The sequence below is a fragment of the Streptococcus mitis subsp. hohhotensis genome (assembly GCF_000722775.1).
Taxonomy (GTDB): domain Bacteria; phylum Bacillota; class Bacilli; order Lactobacillales; family Streptococcaceae; genus Streptococcus; species Streptococcus carlssonii.
This window is the reverse complement of the sequence record NZ_JPFZ01000010.1, coordinates 82,140-99,185: the sequence shown is the minus strand read 5'-3', so window position 1 is coordinate 99,185 and position 17,046 is coordinate 82,140. Positions and strand designations below refer to the sequence as shown.

Annotated in this window: 14 protein-coding genes and 1 pseudogene; 14 read left to right on the top strand and 1 reads right to left on the bottom strand. The window is 39.1% G+C overall.

Annotation, left to right across the window (positions count from 1 at the left end; translation table 11 throughout):
* Positions 1-101: 101 nt before the first annotated feature.
* Both SK608_RS07825 and scrK read left to right on the top strand, forming a co-directional pair.
* On the top strand, positions 102-1,988 hold the full coding sequence (locus SK608_RS07825) for a sucrose-specific PTS transporter subunit IIBC (protein ID WP_033677987.1): 1,887 nt from the start codon (positions 102-104) through the stop codon (positions 1,986-1,988).
* Positions 1,989-2,136: 148 nt separating this feature from the next.
* Positions 2,137-3,024 carry a fructokinase ScrK gene (gene scrK / locus SK608_RS07820; protein WP_000164310.1) on the top strand — a complete coding sequence of 296 codons (888 nt, stop codon included), beginning with the start codon at positions 2,137-2,139 and terminating at the stop codon, positions 3,022-3,024.
* 42 nt (positions 3,025-3,066) lie between these two features.
* Here the strand turns inward: scrK and SK608_RS07815 are convergent, their stop codons facing one another.
* On the bottom strand, positions 3,067-3,684 hold the full coding sequence (locus SK608_RS07815) for a TVP38/TMEM64 family protein (protein WP_033677985.1): 618 nt from the start codon (positions 3,682-3,684) through the stop codon (positions 3,067-3,069).
* Positions 3,685-3,831: 147 nt separating this feature from the next.
* Between SK608_RS07815 and SK608_RS07810 the strand changes: the two genes are divergently transcribed.
* The 12 genes and pseudogenes from SK608_RS07810 to SK608_RS07755 all read left to right on the top strand — a co-directional run bounded on the left by SK608_RS07810 (position 3,832) and on the right by SK608_RS07755 (position 16,837).
* Positions 3,832-6,822, top strand: a complete 2,991-nt coding sequence (locus SK608_RS07810) for a type I restriction endonuclease subunit R (protein WP_033677983.1) — start codon at positions 3,832-3,834, stop codon at positions 6,820-6,822.
* 387 nt (positions 6,823-7,209) lie between these two features.
* Positions 7,210-7,425: a hypothetical protein gene (locus tag SK608_RS07805; protein ID WP_033677981.1), complete on the top strand. Its 216-nt coding sequence runs from the start codon at positions 7,210-7,212 to the stop codon at positions 7,423-7,425.
* A gap of 25 nt (positions 7,426-7,450) precedes the next feature.
* Positions 7,451-8,212 (top strand): DUF6261 family protein, encoded by a 762-nt coding sequence (locus tag SK608_RS11500; RefSeq protein WP_033677980.1) that lies wholly within the window; start codon positions 7,451-7,453, stop codon positions 8,210-8,212.
* An 85-nt stretch (positions 8,213-8,297) separates the two neighbouring features.
* Complete coding sequence (locus tag SK608_RS07795; RefSeq protein WP_033677979.1) at positions 8,298-9,302, top strand: DUF6731 family protein; 1,005 nt, start codon at positions 8,298-8,300, stop codon at positions 9,300-9,302.
* Between the two features lie 29 nt (positions 9,303-9,331).
* The gene (locus SK608_RS07790; RefSeq protein WP_033677978.1) at positions 9,332-9,874 is read left to right on the top strand and encodes a hypothetical protein; all 543 of its coding nucleotides are present in this window, start codon (positions 9,332-9,334) and stop codon (positions 9,872-9,874) included.
* Between the two features lie 15 nt (positions 9,875-9,889).
* Positions 9,890-11,125, top strand: a complete 1,236-nt coding sequence (locus tag SK608_RS07785) for a restriction endonuclease subunit S (RefSeq protein ID WP_033677977.1) — start codon at positions 9,890-9,892, stop codon at positions 11,123-11,125.
* Positions 11,126-11,135: 10 nt separating this feature from the next.
* Positions 11,136-13,019: a P-loop NTPase fold protein gene (locus SK608_RS07780; protein ID WP_033677974.1), complete on the top strand. Its 1,884-nt coding sequence runs from the start codon at positions 11,136-11,138 to the stop codon at positions 13,017-13,019.
* A gap of 18 nt (positions 13,020-13,037) precedes the next feature.
* On the top strand, positions 13,038-14,645 hold the full coding sequence (locus tag SK608_RS07775; RefSeq protein ID WP_033677971.1) for a type I restriction-modification system subunit M: 1,608 nt from the start codon (positions 13,038-13,040) through the stop codon (positions 14,643-14,645).
* 66 nt (positions 14,646-14,711) lie between these two features.
* Positions 14,712-14,978: pseudogene (locus tag SK608_RS07770) on the top strand (HigA family addiction module antitoxin); the annotation flags it as partial.
* Between the two features lie 28 nt (positions 14,979-15,006).
* A complete protein-coding gene (locus tag SK608_RS07765; protein ID WP_033677967.1) occupies positions 15,007-15,996 on the top strand; it encodes a Fic family protein in 990 nt (329 codons plus the stop codon).
* A gap of 90 nt (positions 15,997-16,086) precedes the next feature.
* Complete coding sequence (locus SK608_RS07760; RefSeq protein WP_033677965.1) at positions 16,087-16,491, top strand: YbgA family protein; 405 nt, start codon at positions 16,087-16,089, stop codon at positions 16,489-16,491.
* Positions 16,475-16,837 carry a TIGR02328 family protein gene (locus tag SK608_RS07755; protein WP_033677963.1) on the top strand — a complete coding sequence of 121 codons (363 nt, stop codon included), beginning with the start codon at positions 16,475-16,477 and terminating at the stop codon, positions 16,835-16,837. The genes SK608_RS07760 and SK608_RS07755 overlap by 17 nt, the downstream gene beginning before the upstream one ends.
* Positions 16,838-17,046 lie beyond the last annotated feature (209 nt).

Genomic DNA, 17,046 nt, shown 5'->3' with positions numbered 1-17,046 from the left:
AACGCTTGACATATTTCTAAAACATGATAAAATAATAGTCGTAGGGCGAATAAAATCGCTTTCAAACAATAACAAAATTTTATATAAGGAGATTTTTGCAAATGAACAATCAGGAAATTGCAAAAAAAGTCATCGATGCCTTGGGCGGACGTGAAAATGTCAACAGTGTAGCTCACTGTGCGACTCGTCTTCGTGTCATGGTCAAAGATGAAGGAAAAATCAATAAAGAAGTGATTGAGAACTTGGAAAAAGTTCAAGGTGCTTTCTTTAACTCAGGTCAATACCAAATCATCTTTGGTACTGGTACAGTAAACAAAATGTACGATGAAGTTGTTGCGCTTGGTTTGCCAACATCATCTAAAGATGACATGAAAGCAGAAGCTGCGAAACAAGGGAACTGGTTCCAACGTGCTATCCGTACTTTCGGTGACGTTTTTGTTCCAATCATCCCAGTTATCGTAGCGACAGGTCTCTTTATGGGTGTGCGTGGTCTTTTCAACGCTCTTGAAATGCCACTTCCAGGTGACTTTGCAACTTACACTCAAATCTTGACAGATACAGCCTTTATCATCTTGCCAGGTTTGGTTGTGTGGTCAACCTTCCGTGTATTTGGTGGAAATCCTGCCGTTGGTATCGTTCTTGGTATGATGCTTGTTTCTGGCTCACTTCCAAACGCTTGGGCAGTCGCTTCAGGTGGTGAAGTAACAGCTATGAACTTCTTTGGTTTCATCCCTGTTGTTGGTTTGCAAGGTTCTGTTCTTCCAGCCTTCATCATCGGGGTTGTCGGAGCTAAATTTGAAAAAGCTGTCCGCAAGGTTGTTCCAGATGTCATTGACCTCTTGGTAACACCATTCGTGACACTTTTGGTCATGTCTATCCTTGGACTCTTTGTTATCGGACCAGTTTTCCACGTTGTTGAAAACTACATCCTTATTGGTACAAAAGCAATTCTTGGCTTGCCATTTGGTCTTGGTGGTTTCTTGATTGGTGGGGTTCACCAATTGATTGTCGTGTCAGGTGTGCACCACATCTTCAACTTGCTTGAAGTGCAATTGCTTGCTGCTGACCATGCTAATCCATTCAACGCGATCATCACTGCGGCTATGACAGCCCAAGGTGCTGCGACTGTTGCGGTTGGTGTTAAAACTAAAAATCCAAAACTGAAAACACTTGCTTTCCCAGCTGCTCTTTCTGCCTTCCTCGGTATTACAGAGCCTGCTATCTTCGGGGTGAACTTGCGTTTCCGTAAACCATTCTTCCTTTCATTGATTGCTGGTGCAATCGGTGGTGGATTGGCTTCAATCCTTGGACTTGCTGGTACTGGTAGTGGTATCACTATCATCCCTGGTACAATGCTTTATGCAGGTAATGGACAACTTCCACTATACCTTCTTATGGTAGCTGTATCATTTGCACTTGGTTTTGCTCTTACTTACATGTTTGGTTATGAGGATGAAAAAGAAGTTGCTACTGAAGTAGAGACAGAACGTTTGGTCCAAGAAGAAACAACTGGTAACATTCCAGCAGCTCTTCAAAATGAAACACTTGTAACTCCTATCGTTGGTGATGTTGTAGCTCTTGCTGATGTTAATGACCCTGTTTTTTCAAGTGGTGCTATGGGACAAGGTATCGCTGTGAAACCAAGTCAAGGTGTGGTCTATGCACCTGCTGATGCTGAAGTTTCAATTGCATTTCCAACAGGACACGCTTTTGGTTTGAAAACAACTAATGGTGCTGAAGTCTTGATCCACGTTGGTATCGACACTGTAACAATGAATGGTGAAGGTTTCGAAGCAAAAGTTGCTCAAGGTGACAAGGTAAAAGCTGGCGATGTTCTTGGAACATTTGATTCAAACAAAATCGCTGCAGCTGGTCTTGATGATACAACAATGGTTATCGTTACAAACACAGCTGATTTCTCTTCAGTAGCTCCAGTCGCAACAGGTTCAGTTGCGAAGGGGGATGCTCTTATCGAAGTGAAAGCCTAATCTTTCCTAGCTAAATGAAAACGAACAAATGACATGTTTGTTCGTTTTTGCTTGAATGGTAAGATTTACAGAGGAAAATCTAAAAAATAGAGAAATTTAGCCTTTCGAAATATGCTATAATAAAGAAAATAAAAACAAGAGGTTTATCATGACAAAATTATATGGAAGCTTGGAAGCGGGCGGTACAAAGTTTGTTTGTGCTGTCGGTGATGAAAACTTTAACGTTGTAGAAAAAACACAATTTCCAACAACAACTCCAATCGAAACAATCGATAAAACCATCGAGTTCTTCTCAAAATTCGATAATCTTGCTGGTCTTGCAGTCGGTTCATTTGGTCCGATTGATATTGATAAAAACTCAAAAACTTATGGCTTTATCACAACGACCCCAAAACCAAACTGGGCAAATGTGGACTTGCTTGGTGCCCTTCGTCGCGCCCTCAACGTGCCAATGTACTTCACAACAGACGTAAACAGCTCTGCTTACGGTGAAGTGGTTGCCCGTAACAATGCTGGTGGTCGTATCGAAAACTTGGTTTACTACACAATCGGTACAGGTATCGGTGCAGGTGTTATCCAACGTGGTGAGTTTATCGGCGGTGTGGGTCATCCTGAAATGGGTCATTACTATGTGGCTAGACACCCAATGGATATTGAAAAAGAGTTTAAGGGTGTTTGTCCTTTCCATAAGGGATGTTTGGAAGGCTATGCAGCTGGTCCAAGTTTGGAAGCTCGTACAGGTGTACGTGGGGAAAATATTGAACTCAATAACCCTGTTTGGGATGTCCAAGCCTACTATATCGCTCAAGCTGCGGTCAATGCGACAGTGACTTTCCGCCCAGACGTGATTGTCTTTGGTGGAGGAGTCATGGCTCAACAACACATGCTGGACCGTGTCCGTGAGAAATTTACATCTCTTCTCAATGGTTACCTACCAGTACCAGATGTGCGTGATTACATTGTAACGCCAGCGGTAGCAGGAAATGGTTCTGCTACTCTTGGAAACTTTGTTCTTGCAAAAGAAGTTTCAAAATAAAGCACAAAATCCGCTTGGGAAACCAAACGGATTTTTTATGTGTCAAAGCATTTGCCAGAAGAAGTCGATAATATAGGTCAGACCGTAGGTATAAACCACGAGGGTAAAGGGCTTGGTCAGAATGATGATAATCATATAGCGTTTGAAGGTCATCTTGGTCAGGGCAGCCAGCATACAGAGAAAGTCAGCTGGACTAATGGGCCAAATCATCATAAAGATAAAGAAACGGTCAAAACGATTGCCCTTATCTAACCAACCGATATACTTGTCATAGGTGCGCTTGCTGACGACAGACTGGACAAAGGCAGCTCCATAGAGTCGCACCAGATAAAAGATAATGGCACAGCCAATCACGATGCCGATATAGTTGTAGATCGTACCGATGATGTGGCCGTAGATAAAGACGCCAGCCACAGAGGTCAAGGCCCCAGGAATGATAGGGACGACCGTTTGTAAAATCTGTAAAAAAATAAAGAGAGGTGGCCCCCAGATACCTGCCTGCTGGATAAAGGCAGAGAGGGTCTCCTTAGACTGTAAAATCCCAGCCTGATAAGCCCAAATACAGAAAATCAAACTCCCAATCCCACCGACAATTGATGAGATATTGATAACTTGCTGTAGAAGGGGAGAAACAGCTTTCATTTGTTTATCCTGTGACATGTAAACTCCTCATAGATAGTATATTTCTACTATACCATATTTTGGAGGAGAAAGGGGGAATGAGTGTTTTTGATGAGGTAAGAGTGATGGATTTTGAGCCTAAACATGCTATAATAAAGGGAGCAGACAAGTAGCAAAGGAGAGAGTATGATACAGGTAAAACCAGAACTGGAGATAGAAAAACAATTGATCAGCCAACTGGTAACTGGGGAAAGTCAATGGACTTACAGAGATGACCTTAAAACAGAAGAGCAATTATGGGAAAACTTCTTTGAAAAGTTAGCCCAGAACAATGTGGCTCTATTGGCAGATCATCCCCTGACAGAACAGGAAAAACGCCAGATAAAGAATCAACTGAACTTTGTTAGCTACTATGATGCGGCCAAGTGGTTGGTCGGCGAAAATGGCATTGCCAAGGTTGAGGTTCAGAGAGAAGATGCTAGTTTGGGGACTATCCGTTTATCTGTCATTTGGCGAGACAATATCGCAGCTGGCAAGTCTAGTTATGAGGTTGTCAACCAAGTCGAGAGAGATAAGATAAATCCTCAGGATCAAGACCGCAGGCTAGATGTGACCCTCTTGATCAATGGCCTTCCAATGATTCAGATCGAGCTTAAAAGTCCCAGAGTTGCTTTTCTAGATGCCTTTCATCAAATTAAGAAGTATGATAGGGAAGGCAAGTTCCGTGGTATTTACTCTAGCTTACAGATGTTTGTTGTGACCAATAAAGTAGACACACGCTATATTGCTGCAGCTAGGGAAAATAAACTCAACAAGCAATTTCTAACCAAGTGGGTGGATAAAGACAACCAACCCATAACGAGCTTGACCAGCTTTGCCCACGAAGTCCTTTCCATCCCTCGTGCCCACCAGATGGTTATGCAGTATTCTGTCCTTGATGATAGCAAGAAGGCTCTTATCCTCCTGCGTCCCTACCAGATTCATGCTATTGAGGCTGTTCAGGAAGCTTCTCGTTGTCAGGAGTCTGGCTATGTCTGGCACACGACAGGTTCAGGGAAGACATTGACCTCCTATAAGGTGGCGAGAAATCTCCTTCAAATCCCATCCATCCAAAAGACGATTTTTGTCGTTGACCGCAGGGACTTGGACCAACAGACCACTTCATCTTTTCTCTCTTATGCGACCAATGATGTCATTGATATTGATGAGACGGATAATACCCATGATTTGGTCAAGCGACTAGGAAGTAATGATAAGCGTGTGGTGGTAACGACCATCCAGAAAATTACCACCATGATGCGTAAGTTTGAACAAGGTCTTTACCAACGAGATGCGGACAAAATCAAGGGTCTCCGAGTGGCCGTTGTCGTGGATGAATGCCACCGCGCTGTTACGCCACAAACACAAAAAGACATTAAGGTCTTTTTCCCCCAGTCTCTCTGGTATGGTTTTACAGGCACACCTATCTTTAAGGAAAATAAACGCCAGCAAGTCGGCGATCTAGCCCAAACCACCCAGCAACAGTATGGTGACCGTCTCCATGAGTATACAGTCAAGGAAGCCATCCATGATGGAGCTGTTTTAGGCTTTAAGGTGGATTATCGCAATACCCTCATCACGGATAAATCCGAAAATGACATACCAGATACCGTGTATGAGAATGGGGAGCATATGCTGGAAGTCTTGGATGCCATTATCAATAAATCCCGTCAACAGTTAGGCTTCCAAAAGGGAGTAGGTAAGACCTACAATGCCATCCTAACCGTCAAATCCATCCCTCAAGCCCAAGCCTACTATGACCTCCTCAAACGAGTCAAGGCTGGGGAGACGAGGGTCAAGGTATCGGAAAGGGTTAAGCAGGTTCTTCCAGACTTTCCAAAGGCGACCATCACCTACTCGGTCACTGAAAATGAAGAAGAGTCAAGAGCTAATCAAGACCACATGAAGCAGGTTTTAGAAGACTATAACCAAGAGTTTGATACCCACTTTACCATGGCGGATCTTCGTGGCTTTAATACGGATGTCAATAACCGCCTAGCTCGAAAGCAGGACAAATACCTCTATCGCAATGAACAGTTGGACTTAGTCATCGTGGTCAATCGTCTCCTAACGGGATTTGATGCCCCTTGTCTGTCAACTCTTTTTATCGACCGCAAGCCCATGCAACCGCAGGACTTGATTCAGGCTTTTAGCCGAACCAACCGTATTTTTGAAAGCAGTAAGACCTACGGTCATATCATCACCTTCCAAAAGCCTCTAGCCTTTAAGGAAGCGGTGGATAATGCCCTCAAGCTTTACTCAAATGGTGGTGAAAATGATGTCCTAGCTCCGAGCTGGGAAGAGGAAAAGAGAAACTTTTTGCGGAGTTGCAGTGATTTTAAAAACCTTGCCACTGATGACTATATAGAAGGTCTTCAACTCGAGCAAGTCTCTACGCCTGAGTTGAGGAAACTAGCTAAAACCTATCAAGCCCTTGATAAATACCTAGCCTCTATCCGAGTGTACAAAGAGTATGATGAGGAAGAAGTTTACAGTCAGACAGGACTTGATGGAGAAAAGTTGGAAAGGTATCTGGGCCTTTATCGCAATGTCCTTGCAGAATTAAAAAGCCGAGTAGAGGATGATGACGGTGGAGAGCCCCTTGATATTCACTATGAACTGGAGTCTATCCAAGTGGATGAGATCAACTATGCCTATATCCTAACCTTAATCCAAAGCCTGATCGAGCAAGGTCAAAGTCAAGAAAAGAACCTAAGCGCCCAAGATAAGGAAGCCGTGGATAACTATATTCAGAGTCTTGAGAAGACCAATCCAAATCTTGCCCAGATCATCACTGAACTATGGAGAGAAGTCCAAGCAAATCCAGAAAACTATCGTGGTCAGTCTATCGCAAATATCTTGGATCAGATGATAGAGGCGGTCATCCAGCAACATATCCAAGTCTTTAGCAAACGTTGGTATGTCGGAGAGGATGAACTCCGTTACTATGTCGAGCACTACCGCAAGGGAGCCAAAAAACAACTGGGAGAGAGCCAGCTGACCAAGAGCCAGCGCTATCAGGACTATAAGCTAGAAGTGGCAGATGCCCTCAATCCCCTCCTCTATAAAAAACAAATCAAGGAAGCTTGTAAGCAACTTGTCGAAGAAGTCATTGAGCCACTCAGAATGGGGAGATAGTCCTTCGAAGTTTCGAAGAGATAGACATCCTAAAGTTTATATGTATTCTAAGCTTAGAATGACAAGAAATACATAAATTTATGTGTATTCTAAGCTTCGAATACTCTACCTGAGAAAGTTTTGAGGTTTTCGAGCTTTCGAATAGTTGTCTTTCCTAAATTTTAGATGTATTCTAAAGCTAGAAAAGCTAAAATCTAAAAATAGTAAGAGTCTCTATCTGATGGACGGAGTTTATTTCCAGTCAGATAGGGATTTTTTATTTTGGAAATGTCTGATTTGTCCTGAAAAGTACATTTTAGATGGAAATAATGACAGTTGAGCGGATGGGAGTCGAAATGGATTGAAGAATTGTTAGAATGGATGTATCAACTCAAAGGAGAAAAATTGATGAAGAAAGTTAGAGATGATGAGGAGAGTGTACTATGGTCCCTTCTTGTAATTGGAATTGCATTGTTGTTCTGCGTATTGCTTCAAGTTTATGTAGGAATGGATAGACCTTTGATTCAACCTGTTAGACACGGAAGTATTGTAAAAACAGATCAAAAACAGGTCTATCTTCCAGAACTAATCCAGTCTTGGTTTGATAAAGAAGAAAATAAATGATTCGTTAAATAGAAAGGATATCATCATGACAAAAACATACGCTATTCGCCCACTTAGTTACAGCAACTTTACCAATCGTGAGTTTGAAAGCTTGATGATGGATACTCATCAAAGTTTGGCAACTTTTTCTAAGGCAAACAAGGATGAGGCTATGTATGCCAAACATTTGGAACCCTTCAAGACCAAGCTGGATGATTTTCAAGCTCAACTTGCGGCGGTGGAGACGAAGGAGTCTAGTAATCTGACAGAAGTGGATCGCAATCGTGATAGTGCCTTGGTCGGTCTCTTTACCCTTCATAGAGGATTTGCTAAGATTAAGGATGACAAGCTCAAAGAAGCCCATGAGACTTTGAAACCAGTCTTTGCTAAGTATAAGGACATCACCAAGCACAGCAATGATGTGGAAACGGCAGAAATCAAGAGCCTGCTCAAAACGCTTAGTGAAACACCTTATCATGAGGCAGTTACTAGTCTAGGACTGACACCCATGCTGACGGCGGTGATCAACGCTCAAGAGGAATATGATCAAGTGGATAGTAAGGCGCGTGCTTCTAAGTCTGCCAAGGAAGTTGGCAAGACTAGACAACTCCGTACCGAACTTTCAACCAGCTACGACCTCTTTATGCGCTATACCGCAGCCAGTGCAGAAGCCTATCCTGAAAAGGAACACCTGACTCAACTCCTCAAGGAACTCAATAGCATTCGAGATAGCAAACGCCGTCTCATCACTAGTAGCAAAAAAGATAAAAAGACCAAACCATCAGAACCAGCCCAAGCAGCAGGATAAAGACAACCCCTTAGAAACGGATTTCTAAGGGGGATTTTTTTGGTTTCGTGGTATAATTTTAGTAGAAGATAATGGAGGAATAATAATGAATATTCAATATTTCAATGCTTTTTTGTGTCGTAATGGTGAGAAGACAAATTATGATTTATCTAAGTTAATTGATAAAATTCGAGTATCTTCTCCTGTAGAAAGAACTGTAAAGTTAGGGAGTCAGCATACTATGTTTATGAATAATAGTAGAACCCCTTCAAGTAGTAGGACACATGGTTCTTCTTTGGATGGTTTAGAGTATCTCCCTAGAAATAGGACAGTCTGGATTGGAAAGTATCGAAGTGAAAAACCATATGAGGGAAAGATAGGTGAAGAAGAAATTAAACAAATTGATGGAGACCTTTTCGAACCTAGTGTTTGTTTGATTATTCCTACATCGTATCTTTTTTTAATGGAGAGAAAGTTTTTAGGACCTTCAATTAACCAAATAGGAGAGTATTTATCAAGCTTTATAAAGAGTAATGATCCTAATGTAAAGTATTCGGTGAAATTTGAGCCTATGAAAACAGATAGTTTAAAACCTTTGATAGAAGCTTCTGAGAGTATCAAATCAATCGAGATTCAGATTAAAAATGAAGGTTTTCAATTGTCAAATTTGTTTCCAAATATCAACGATAGCAACAAAACACTATTAGAAAAATTATTTGGTAATATGATTGAAGTATCTGAAGAATTAGATATAAATACCACTACTGTGGTGTTTAAGAAAAGTCGGTATAAAAGAGAAATGGATATAAAACGTGTTGATGGCATACTAAAGTTATTAAACTCTTCAGATAAAAATTTAATATCTGCAAAAGTTGAATTTTTAAATCCAGAGACACATAGATTTGATGAAGTGGATTTAAAGAAAGATGGTTTTTATATTTTGGAAAAAACTTCTTTAAAAACCGAGAATTTTGATAAATTAGCTAATCTAATGACAGAGCATTATTATGATGACCAGAATAGTAATAAAGATCTCTACTATACTTCATTTGGTTCTTTGTTATCTGTTAATGAAAGTGAATTTAAGATTGTAACTGAAAATAGCATATAAAAATCCAAAACAAGAAAGGAGATGTTGTCATGCTTAAATTTATTGACAAATATTTTTGGTGGAGTTTATCGATCATAATTGTGTTAATTGTTGCAGTGTCTCTTTTTTTAGGAAATTATTTAGAGTTATATGATTGGTTTTACAAAAATGCCTATACAAATAATGCGAATTTAGTGACCATCTCAACAGTTTTTATCGGTATTTATTTCTCTTTATACGGGTTTTTATTAAGTTCAAACACAAATTCCCTTATATCAAAACTTAAGTTAAAAGAGTATAAAAGACTAGTCTCAATAGTTAATAGAGGATTTGTATCTAGTTTTATTATCGTTATATTTTCTTTTTTAAATGAAAATATCTATAATTGGGTAGGTGAAATTTATATACTGTTCCTGTTTTTTATTTTTCTATTACTTATTGGATCTGCAATTCAAATAGCTATTTATTTTACATTACTTTTTAGATATGATTTGAATAAAAAATATAATAGTTTTGATGAAGATATACAAAAAGAAATTCTGGATAATGAATTGCGTAAAAAGTTAAAACAATTTTTAGATAGTGAGTTATAAGAGTCGAGGATAAGAATGAAACCTAAAATTATTTTTAGTGAAGGAAAGGAAGATTGGGTTAAAAAAACTTTGTTATCTAATATAGAAAAAATATTAGATTATAGAGGGAGAACACCTAAAAAATTAGGTCTAAGTTGGAGCGGTACAGGTTATTTAGCTTTATCAGCTTTAAATGTAAAGAATGGTTATATTGATTTCAAGGCTGATGCCAATTATGGAGACCAAGAATTGTATGATCGATGGATGGGAGATAACCATCTTCATAAAGGGCAAGTTGTCTTTACTACGGAAGCACCAATGGGAAATGTTGCACAAATTCCTAATGATGCTCTGTATATTCTAAGCCAACGTACGATTGCCTTTGAAGTCAAACGTGATTCAATTCGAGAAGATTTTTTAGCAACTTTATTGCGTAGTCCAAAAATATTTAATGAGTTAACTTCTTTATCTAGTGGAGGAACTGCAAAAGGAGTTAGTCAAAAATCTTTATCAAATCTCAAGGTTTATTTGCCAACATCATTAGAGGAACAGTCCGCTATCGGATCCCTCTTCCGCACCCTTGACGACCTTCTGGCAAGCTACAAGGACAATCTCGCCAACTACCAATCTCTCAAGGTGACCATGCTCTCAAAGATGTTTCCTAAAGCTGGACAGACAGTTCCTGAGATTCGTTTGAATGGATTTGACGGTGAGTGGGAAGAGAAAGAATTAGGTGATATTGTGAAATTTTACTCAGGATTAACATATAAACCAAGTGATGTACTTTCTTGTGGTACTCTAGTTTTACGGTCATCTAATGTAAGGGATGGTGAATTAATATATATAGACAATGTATTTGTTAATCCTAATATTGTTAATTGCCAAAATGTTAAATCTGGAGATATTGTAGTTGTAGTAAGGAATGGCTCAAGAGATTTGATTGGTAAACATGCACTAATCAGATCAGAAATGCCAAATACAGTCATAGGTGCATTTATGACAGGTGTAAGATGTGATAATCCTGAATTTATAAATGCTCTATTAGACACAAAAATGTTTATCTCTGAAATACATAGAAACTTAGGTTCAACAATCAATCAAATTACAACAGGCAACTTTAAAAGAATGAAGTTTTACTTTCCTTTAAAAGATGAACAACAAGCCATCGGCGCCTATTTCTCAAACCTTGATAACCTCATTAACTCTTACCAAGAAAAAATTTCTCAGTTAGAAACACTGAAAAAGAAACTCTTGCAGGATATGTTTATATAGGAGATTTGTAATGTCACAGAACGATTTTATAAAGTTAGAACATATTGAGACGTCAGCGGCCTCGCAAAATTTTGTGAAATTATTAGATGAGAATAAGACTTACTTTCTAAATGGAAAGTGGGGGTCAGGAAAAACTGAGTTTTTGAAAGAAGCTGAACGATATACAAAGAAGAAATTTGTCATAGTTGATTTCTGGAAATTGAATGATAGCCGAACGACAATAGAGATTGCCTTTGCTAAATTGCATCCTAACTACTACTGGGGAATAAGATGTTTAATGGTCTTTCTAGTTGCTATATCTATCTTGATGACTAATGTTGTCAATCTTGGCTTGAGTCAAATTTTTTCGAATTTGATAGTTAAATTTGCTGGAATTTTAGCCCTATTTGTTGCTGTTTATCAATTTTTCAAAGTCAAAACAGATGGGTTCTATAGTTCGCTATTAACTAATAAATATGTTTCATTATCTAACACAATATTGGTTATTGATGATTTTGACCGCTTATCAGAAAAACAACAGGAAGAAGCCTATAAATTATTTAGTCTTTTAAAAGGACGCCTGCCTATTGTTTTTGTCGGTGATATTGACCTGATTCATGTAGTTAAAGAAAATTATCTATCTAAGATTATTGACAGAAGAGTTGAATTACCTTTTGATTTGCACCCAGTCAATATTTGGGATACTTATTTTAAAATTTTAGAAGAAAAGTTTAATGTAAATCTTTCTGATGATTTTAAAAAATGTATAAAATGGGAAAACAGAAATTTGAGAGATAGAGAGCATTTTAATGATTATGTTAATCAAGAATTTTTTACTCGAGGGAAACTAGGATATGTTCAAGCGGAGCAGCAACTTATAGTGATATATGTTTATCTATTTCATTCAAAATTGTATAAAGAGCTTTTGGAGGCTAGAACAATTGAAGTTTCATCCGAAGAAAGAGATGGATTTAAAAAAGGATTTGTTCAGGGATTCATAAAAGTACTTTTACAGAATATTCAAACAACCGCTAATCAAGATTATCCTATTTGTTTTGCACAGGATAGAACAGGGTATTATCTGTATGAATCTTCTTCTAATAGAAGAGGAGAAGAGCTGGAGGAAATTTTTAATGAAAAAGGTAATGAGTTGACTAATGAATTATGTAATTCAACTAATTCATCGGACTTTTTTCAATATTTATCTAGCCAATATAAATATTTTGATAATGAACGTAAAAATTATTTAGTTTCGTTAGCTATCCATCAATCAATGAAAGTTTCGATTAGCTCCTCAATGAGCTATATTATTATTGAAAGAACAAATGAAATAATTCAAAAATATAATCAGGAGCATCCTAATGATGAAATAAACAATCAGCAAATTGTATCAAATTGGGATGAAATTTTAGATGAAGAGAACTTGGAATTATCAGAAAAAATACGATTTTTACAACAGCATCACATTCTAAGTTTTCACGAATTAGGGATTAGATACCCAGAATTAGACATTAGCCATGAAAAATTTTCAGAGTTTCGCCATAAAGATTTTATTTTATTAACTTATCTTAATAGTAAAGGCTTATCTAGGGAATTTCCAAAATGGAATGATACTATCTGGCAAGCTATTAGCTTGCTAGATACTCATCAGTTTATTTCTTTTTGGATATTTCAGACTATAATTTCTGGGGAAAAACAAATGGAAAATATATTTAACAAGTTTGATTATTATCCAGAAAATAAAAACTATATTGTATGGATTCAAAGATATAATCCTGAGTCTGATGGTGAATTAATCGATTATAAGGAAACTGTTATTAGAAAAATTAAATCCAGATTGAAAACTTTAAGAAGAGAAGGCTATATTTTTGAAGAAAAAATTGATGATACATACAAACCTAAGTATTTGGACTAAACAATTAGAAAGTGACCTATGACACAAGAAACAACACAAACTTCCCAGTCGCTTTACCAAGCTCTGTGGAACTCAGCGGATGTTCTCCGCTCTAAGATGGATGCCAATGACTACAAGTCCTATCTTTTGGGCATGGTCTTTTACAAGTACCTATCTGACAAGATGCTCATTTTCGTGGCGGAGACTATGGAGGAGGGGAGTGAGAGTCTAGAGGCTGCCCTTGAGGTCTATCGCTCCTACTATGAGGATGCGGACACTCACGAGGATCTTCTTGCAGTTATGAAGGACGAACTCAACTATAGTATCAAGCCTGAGTTGACCTTTACAGCTCTAGTAGCACGTGTCAATGAGAGGTCTTTCCAGTTGGAAGATTTGGCTCAGGGTTTTCGAGATATTGAGCAGAGTGATGAACTCTATGAAAATCTCTTTGAAGATATTGACCTCTATTCCAAAAAGCTAGGAGCGACTCCGCAAAAGCAAAATCAAACGGTGGCGGCAGTTATGAAAGAGTTGGCTGTGCTAGATGTAGCTGGTCATGCGGGTGATATGCTGGGGGATGCTTATGAGTATCTGATTGGTCAGTTTGCGACTGACTCGGGTAAGAAGGCTGGTGAGTTCTATACACCTCAGCCTGTTGCCAAACTCATGACTCAGATTGCCTTTTTGGGGCGTGAGGATAAGCTAGGCTTTACCATCTATGATGCGACTATGGGTTCTGGCTCTCTCTTGCTTAATGCCAAGAAATACTCTCATAAACCGCAGACAGTGGTCTACTTTGGTCAGGAACTCAATACGTCGACCTATAACCTAGCTCGGATGAACATGATCCTACACGGTGTTCCTGTTGAAAATCAATTCCTCCACAATGCTGATACACTAGACGAAGACTGGCCGACTCAGGAACCGACCAACTTTGACGGTGTTCTCATGAACCCACCCTACTCTGCTAAGTGGTCTGCAAGCTCTGGCTTTATGGCGGACCCTCGTTTCTCTCCTTTTGGGAAACTGGCACCCCAGTCCAAGGCTGATTTTGCCTTTCTTTTGCATGGTTACTACCATCTCAAGCAGGATAATGGAGTTATGGCTATCGTTCTTCCCCACGGTGTTCTTTTCCGTGGCAATGCGGAAGGAACCATTCGCAAGGCCTTGTTAGAAGAAGGCGCTATTGATACGGTTATCGGTTTACCAGCTAATATCTTCTTTAACACCAGCATTCCGACCACGGTTATCATTCTCAAAAAGAATCGTATCAATCGTGATGTCTACTTTATCGATGCTTCTAAGGAGTTTGATAAGGGGAAAAACCAGAATATCATGACGAATGCTCATATCGAGAAGATTCTGGAAGCCTACAAGTCACGTGAGGAGATTGATAAGTTTGCCCATCTAGCAAGCTATGAAGAAATCGTCGAAAATGACTATAACCTCAATATCCCTCGCTACGTAGATACCTTTGAGGAAGAAGAAGTCGAGCCCCTGACAGATATCGTCAGCAAGATTAACACGACAAATCAAGCAATCCAAAACCAAACCGCTTCCCTACTCGAAATGCTCGGTCAACTACACGGAACCACACCAGAAGCCGATGCTGAGCTTAAAGAGTTTTTGAAAGAGTTTGAAGGGTGATGGGGAAGATTGTTTCCATCCCTATAGAAATCGAAATCTTAAAAATAGAGGAGATTAGCAATCACTATGACTAATAAAATTGTTGAATACAAAGACCTGATTGCTTTTCATCCAGGTCAGTATGTTGAGGAGTTGATTGAAGATTATAACCTAACGCAGAAAGAATTTGCGGAGCGTTTAGGAGTTTCCGCCAAGACCGTCAACAAGCTAGTTAATGCAGAGGAGTCCATTAGTAAAGAAACGGCTCATAAGTTAGCTAAGCTAAGCGGAGTTTCCATGCAAACCTGGCTCAATCTACAGAATGCTTACGATGTAAAAGTTGCGGAGATTTTACTTGAAGATTTACATAGAAAGGAAGACGATGACACCCAACTATAAAATAACAGAAGAAATATTGAATCTCGTGCAGAAGATTTCTGAGTTGGCGACTCAACTTTCTTTCGAAACGAGGGAATTACACCTACGCAAGGAAAATCGGATTCGCTCTATTCAGTCCTCTCTTGCCATTGAAAATAATAGCCTTTCTTTGGAGCAGGTGACTGATATCATAGAGGGGAAAAGAGTTCTAGGCCCTCTTAAAGATATCCATGAAGTCCAAAATGCTTATGAAGCTTATGAAAAGGTCTTTCGATTGAATCCATATAGTATAGATGATTTTTTGCTAGCTCATCGATTGTTGACCCAGGATTTGGTTAAGCATCCAGGTCAGTTTCGATTAGGAGATGTGGGTGTTTTTGATGGAACAGGGAAAGTTGTTCATCTTGGAGCGAGACCACAATTTGTTCCTAATCTGGTATCGGACTTATTTGCTTGGGCTAAAGCTAGTCAGATATCTGATATTGTCAAATCTTGTATCGTACATTTTGAGCTAGAAATTATTCACCCTTTTGAGGATGGGAACGGTCGTATGGGGCGGATGTGGCAGAGCCTAATTTTGAGTAGATGGAATCCTTTATTTGAGTGGCTTCCTGTCGAGTCTGTTATTTACCGACACCAGTCAGGGTATTATCAAGCTTTAACAGAGAGTAATGAGGCTAATGATTCTACAAAATTCATCCAATTTATGCTTGAAGCGATTTTAGAAACCTTGCTGGATTATAGTCATCAAAAAAATGATAGTACGGAAAAGTCGGTTAAATTACTTTTGAAACCACGTGAGCTAGCTATTTTTGAAAAAATAGAGTCTTATCTTGTAGAGAATTATCAGATAACAACTGCAGTTGCACAAGAACTAACAGGTTTGAGTGCAGCAACCATGCGTCGTTATCTCCAAATATTCGTAAATCAAGGTTTGTTAGAAAAATCGGGAACTACAAAAAACACTCTTTATTCGCTCATAATTCGCTCATAATTCGCTCGTAATTCGCTCATAATTCGCTCATTTTTAAGATATAAATTTGTTTCCATATTTCCGGGGAACTAGTAGAAAGTAAGGAGAAATATGGAAAATAACAACCAACGTGCCCTTTGCCAGCAACTCTGGGCGAGAAACAAATACCTCGTTTTGAGTCATTCCAGCAATATTTACAATGAGATTCGTCAGTATCTCAAGAATGAAGAGGTGGAGGTGAGTCTGGTTCAAGAGATGATTGACCGTGCCTGTCAAATCCCTGAGCATAGAGGTCAGGTTTGCAATGCCTTTCAGCATATTTGGGGCTATTTTAAAAAGAAAGCGACAGATACTGAGCGCAAAGACTATATGCTCTTGTTGGATTGCTACCGATTTGGTCAGGCTTCTAAGGAAGACTTGATCACTAAGACTCGAGACTTGCTTAATCGCTATCCAAATACCTACTTGCAACATTCGACTTTACTGAAAGAAGACTCCCATGAGACTTTGGCATGAGGCTTTGATTTCACAGCTTCCTCGTCCTCAACTCTTGGGGCAACATCGAGAGTGTTGCGCCCTGCGTGGCAATGGCTGGGGCAGAAAGCATGCGACGGTGGACTATGTCTTTACCCACTCGCCCTATCGTCTCTATGCCTATCATCGCTTGATCATGGAGGAGATGGCTAACCGAGGCTATAAGGTCAGTCCAGAGTGGTTGGGTAAAAACTATCGTGGTAAGATTTGTCCTTCTTATGAGGATTTACCTGAGGAGACTTTGAAGAGCCCTATTTACAAGGAGCACGATGCTGCCTACTATGAGGAGTGTCTGGACAATCTCCGAGAGAAGGGAATCAACTTATAGTCTTTTCTAATAACAAGCCATAGTCACTTATAAGAATTACTAATAACGCGTTTGAACCGTCTAACTGAAATAAAGCTATAAAACAAGTTATACAAAGGATTTGAGGCATTTTTCTCAAGTCTTTTTCTTTTGTCTAAAACGGAGATATAGTTTCAAACTATATCAAAGCCTAATTTTTTACAATTATACAGACGCTTTCTTTTCTGTTA

Bases quoted from the DNA above. Each gene is read 5' to 3' on its own strand.
- SK608_RS07825 (WP_033677987.1), top strand. From the start codon at position 102: ATGAACAATCAGGAAATTGCAAAAAAAGTCATCGATGCCTTGGGCGGA.
- scrK (WP_000164310.1), top strand. From the start codon at position 2,137: ATGACAAAATTATATGGAAGCTTGGAAGCGGGCGGTACAAAGTTTGTT.
- SK608_RS07815 (WP_033677985.1), bottom strand. From the start codon at position 3,684: ATGTCACAGGATAAACAAATGAAAGCTGTTTCTCCCCTTCTACAGCAA.
- SK608_RS07810 (WP_033677983.1), top strand. From the start codon at position 3,832: ATGATACAGGTAAAACCAGAACTGGAGATAGAAAAACAATTGATCAGC.
- SK608_RS07805 (WP_033677981.1), top strand. From the start codon at position 7,210: ATGAAGAAAGTTAGAGATGATGAGGAGAGTGTACTATGGTCCCTTCTT.
- SK608_RS11500 (WP_033677980.1), top strand. From the start codon at position 7,451: ATGACAAAAACATACGCTATTCGCCCACTTAGTTACAGCAACTTTACC.
- SK608_RS07795 (WP_033677979.1), top strand. From the start codon at position 8,298: ATGAATATTCAATATTTCAATGCTTTTTTGTGTCGTAATGGTGAGAAG.
- SK608_RS07790 (WP_033677978.1), top strand. From the start codon at position 9,332: ATGCTTAAATTTATTGACAAATATTTTTGGTGGAGTTTATCGATCATA.
- SK608_RS07785 (WP_033677977.1), top strand. From the start codon at position 9,890: ATGAAACCTAAAATTATTTTTAGTGAAGGAAAGGAAGATTGGGTTAAA.
- SK608_RS07780 (WP_033677974.1), top strand. From the start codon at position 11,136: ATGTCACAGAACGATTTTATAAAGTTAGAACATATTGAGACGTCAGCG.
- SK608_RS07775 (WP_033677971.1), top strand. From the start codon at position 13,038: ATGACACAAGAAACAACACAAACTTCCCAGTCGCTTTACCAAGCTCTG.
- SK608_RS07765 (WP_033677967.1), top strand. From the start codon at position 15,007: ATGACACCCAACTATAAAATAACAGAAGAAATATTGAATCTCGTGCAG.
- SK608_RS07760 (WP_033677965.1), top strand. From the start codon at position 16,087: ATGGAAAATAACAACCAACGTGCCCTTTGCCAGCAACTCTGGGCGAGA.
- SK608_RS07755 (WP_033677963.1), top strand. From the start codon at position 16,475: ATGAGACTTTGGCATGAGGCTTTGATTTCACAGCTTCCTCGTCCTCAA.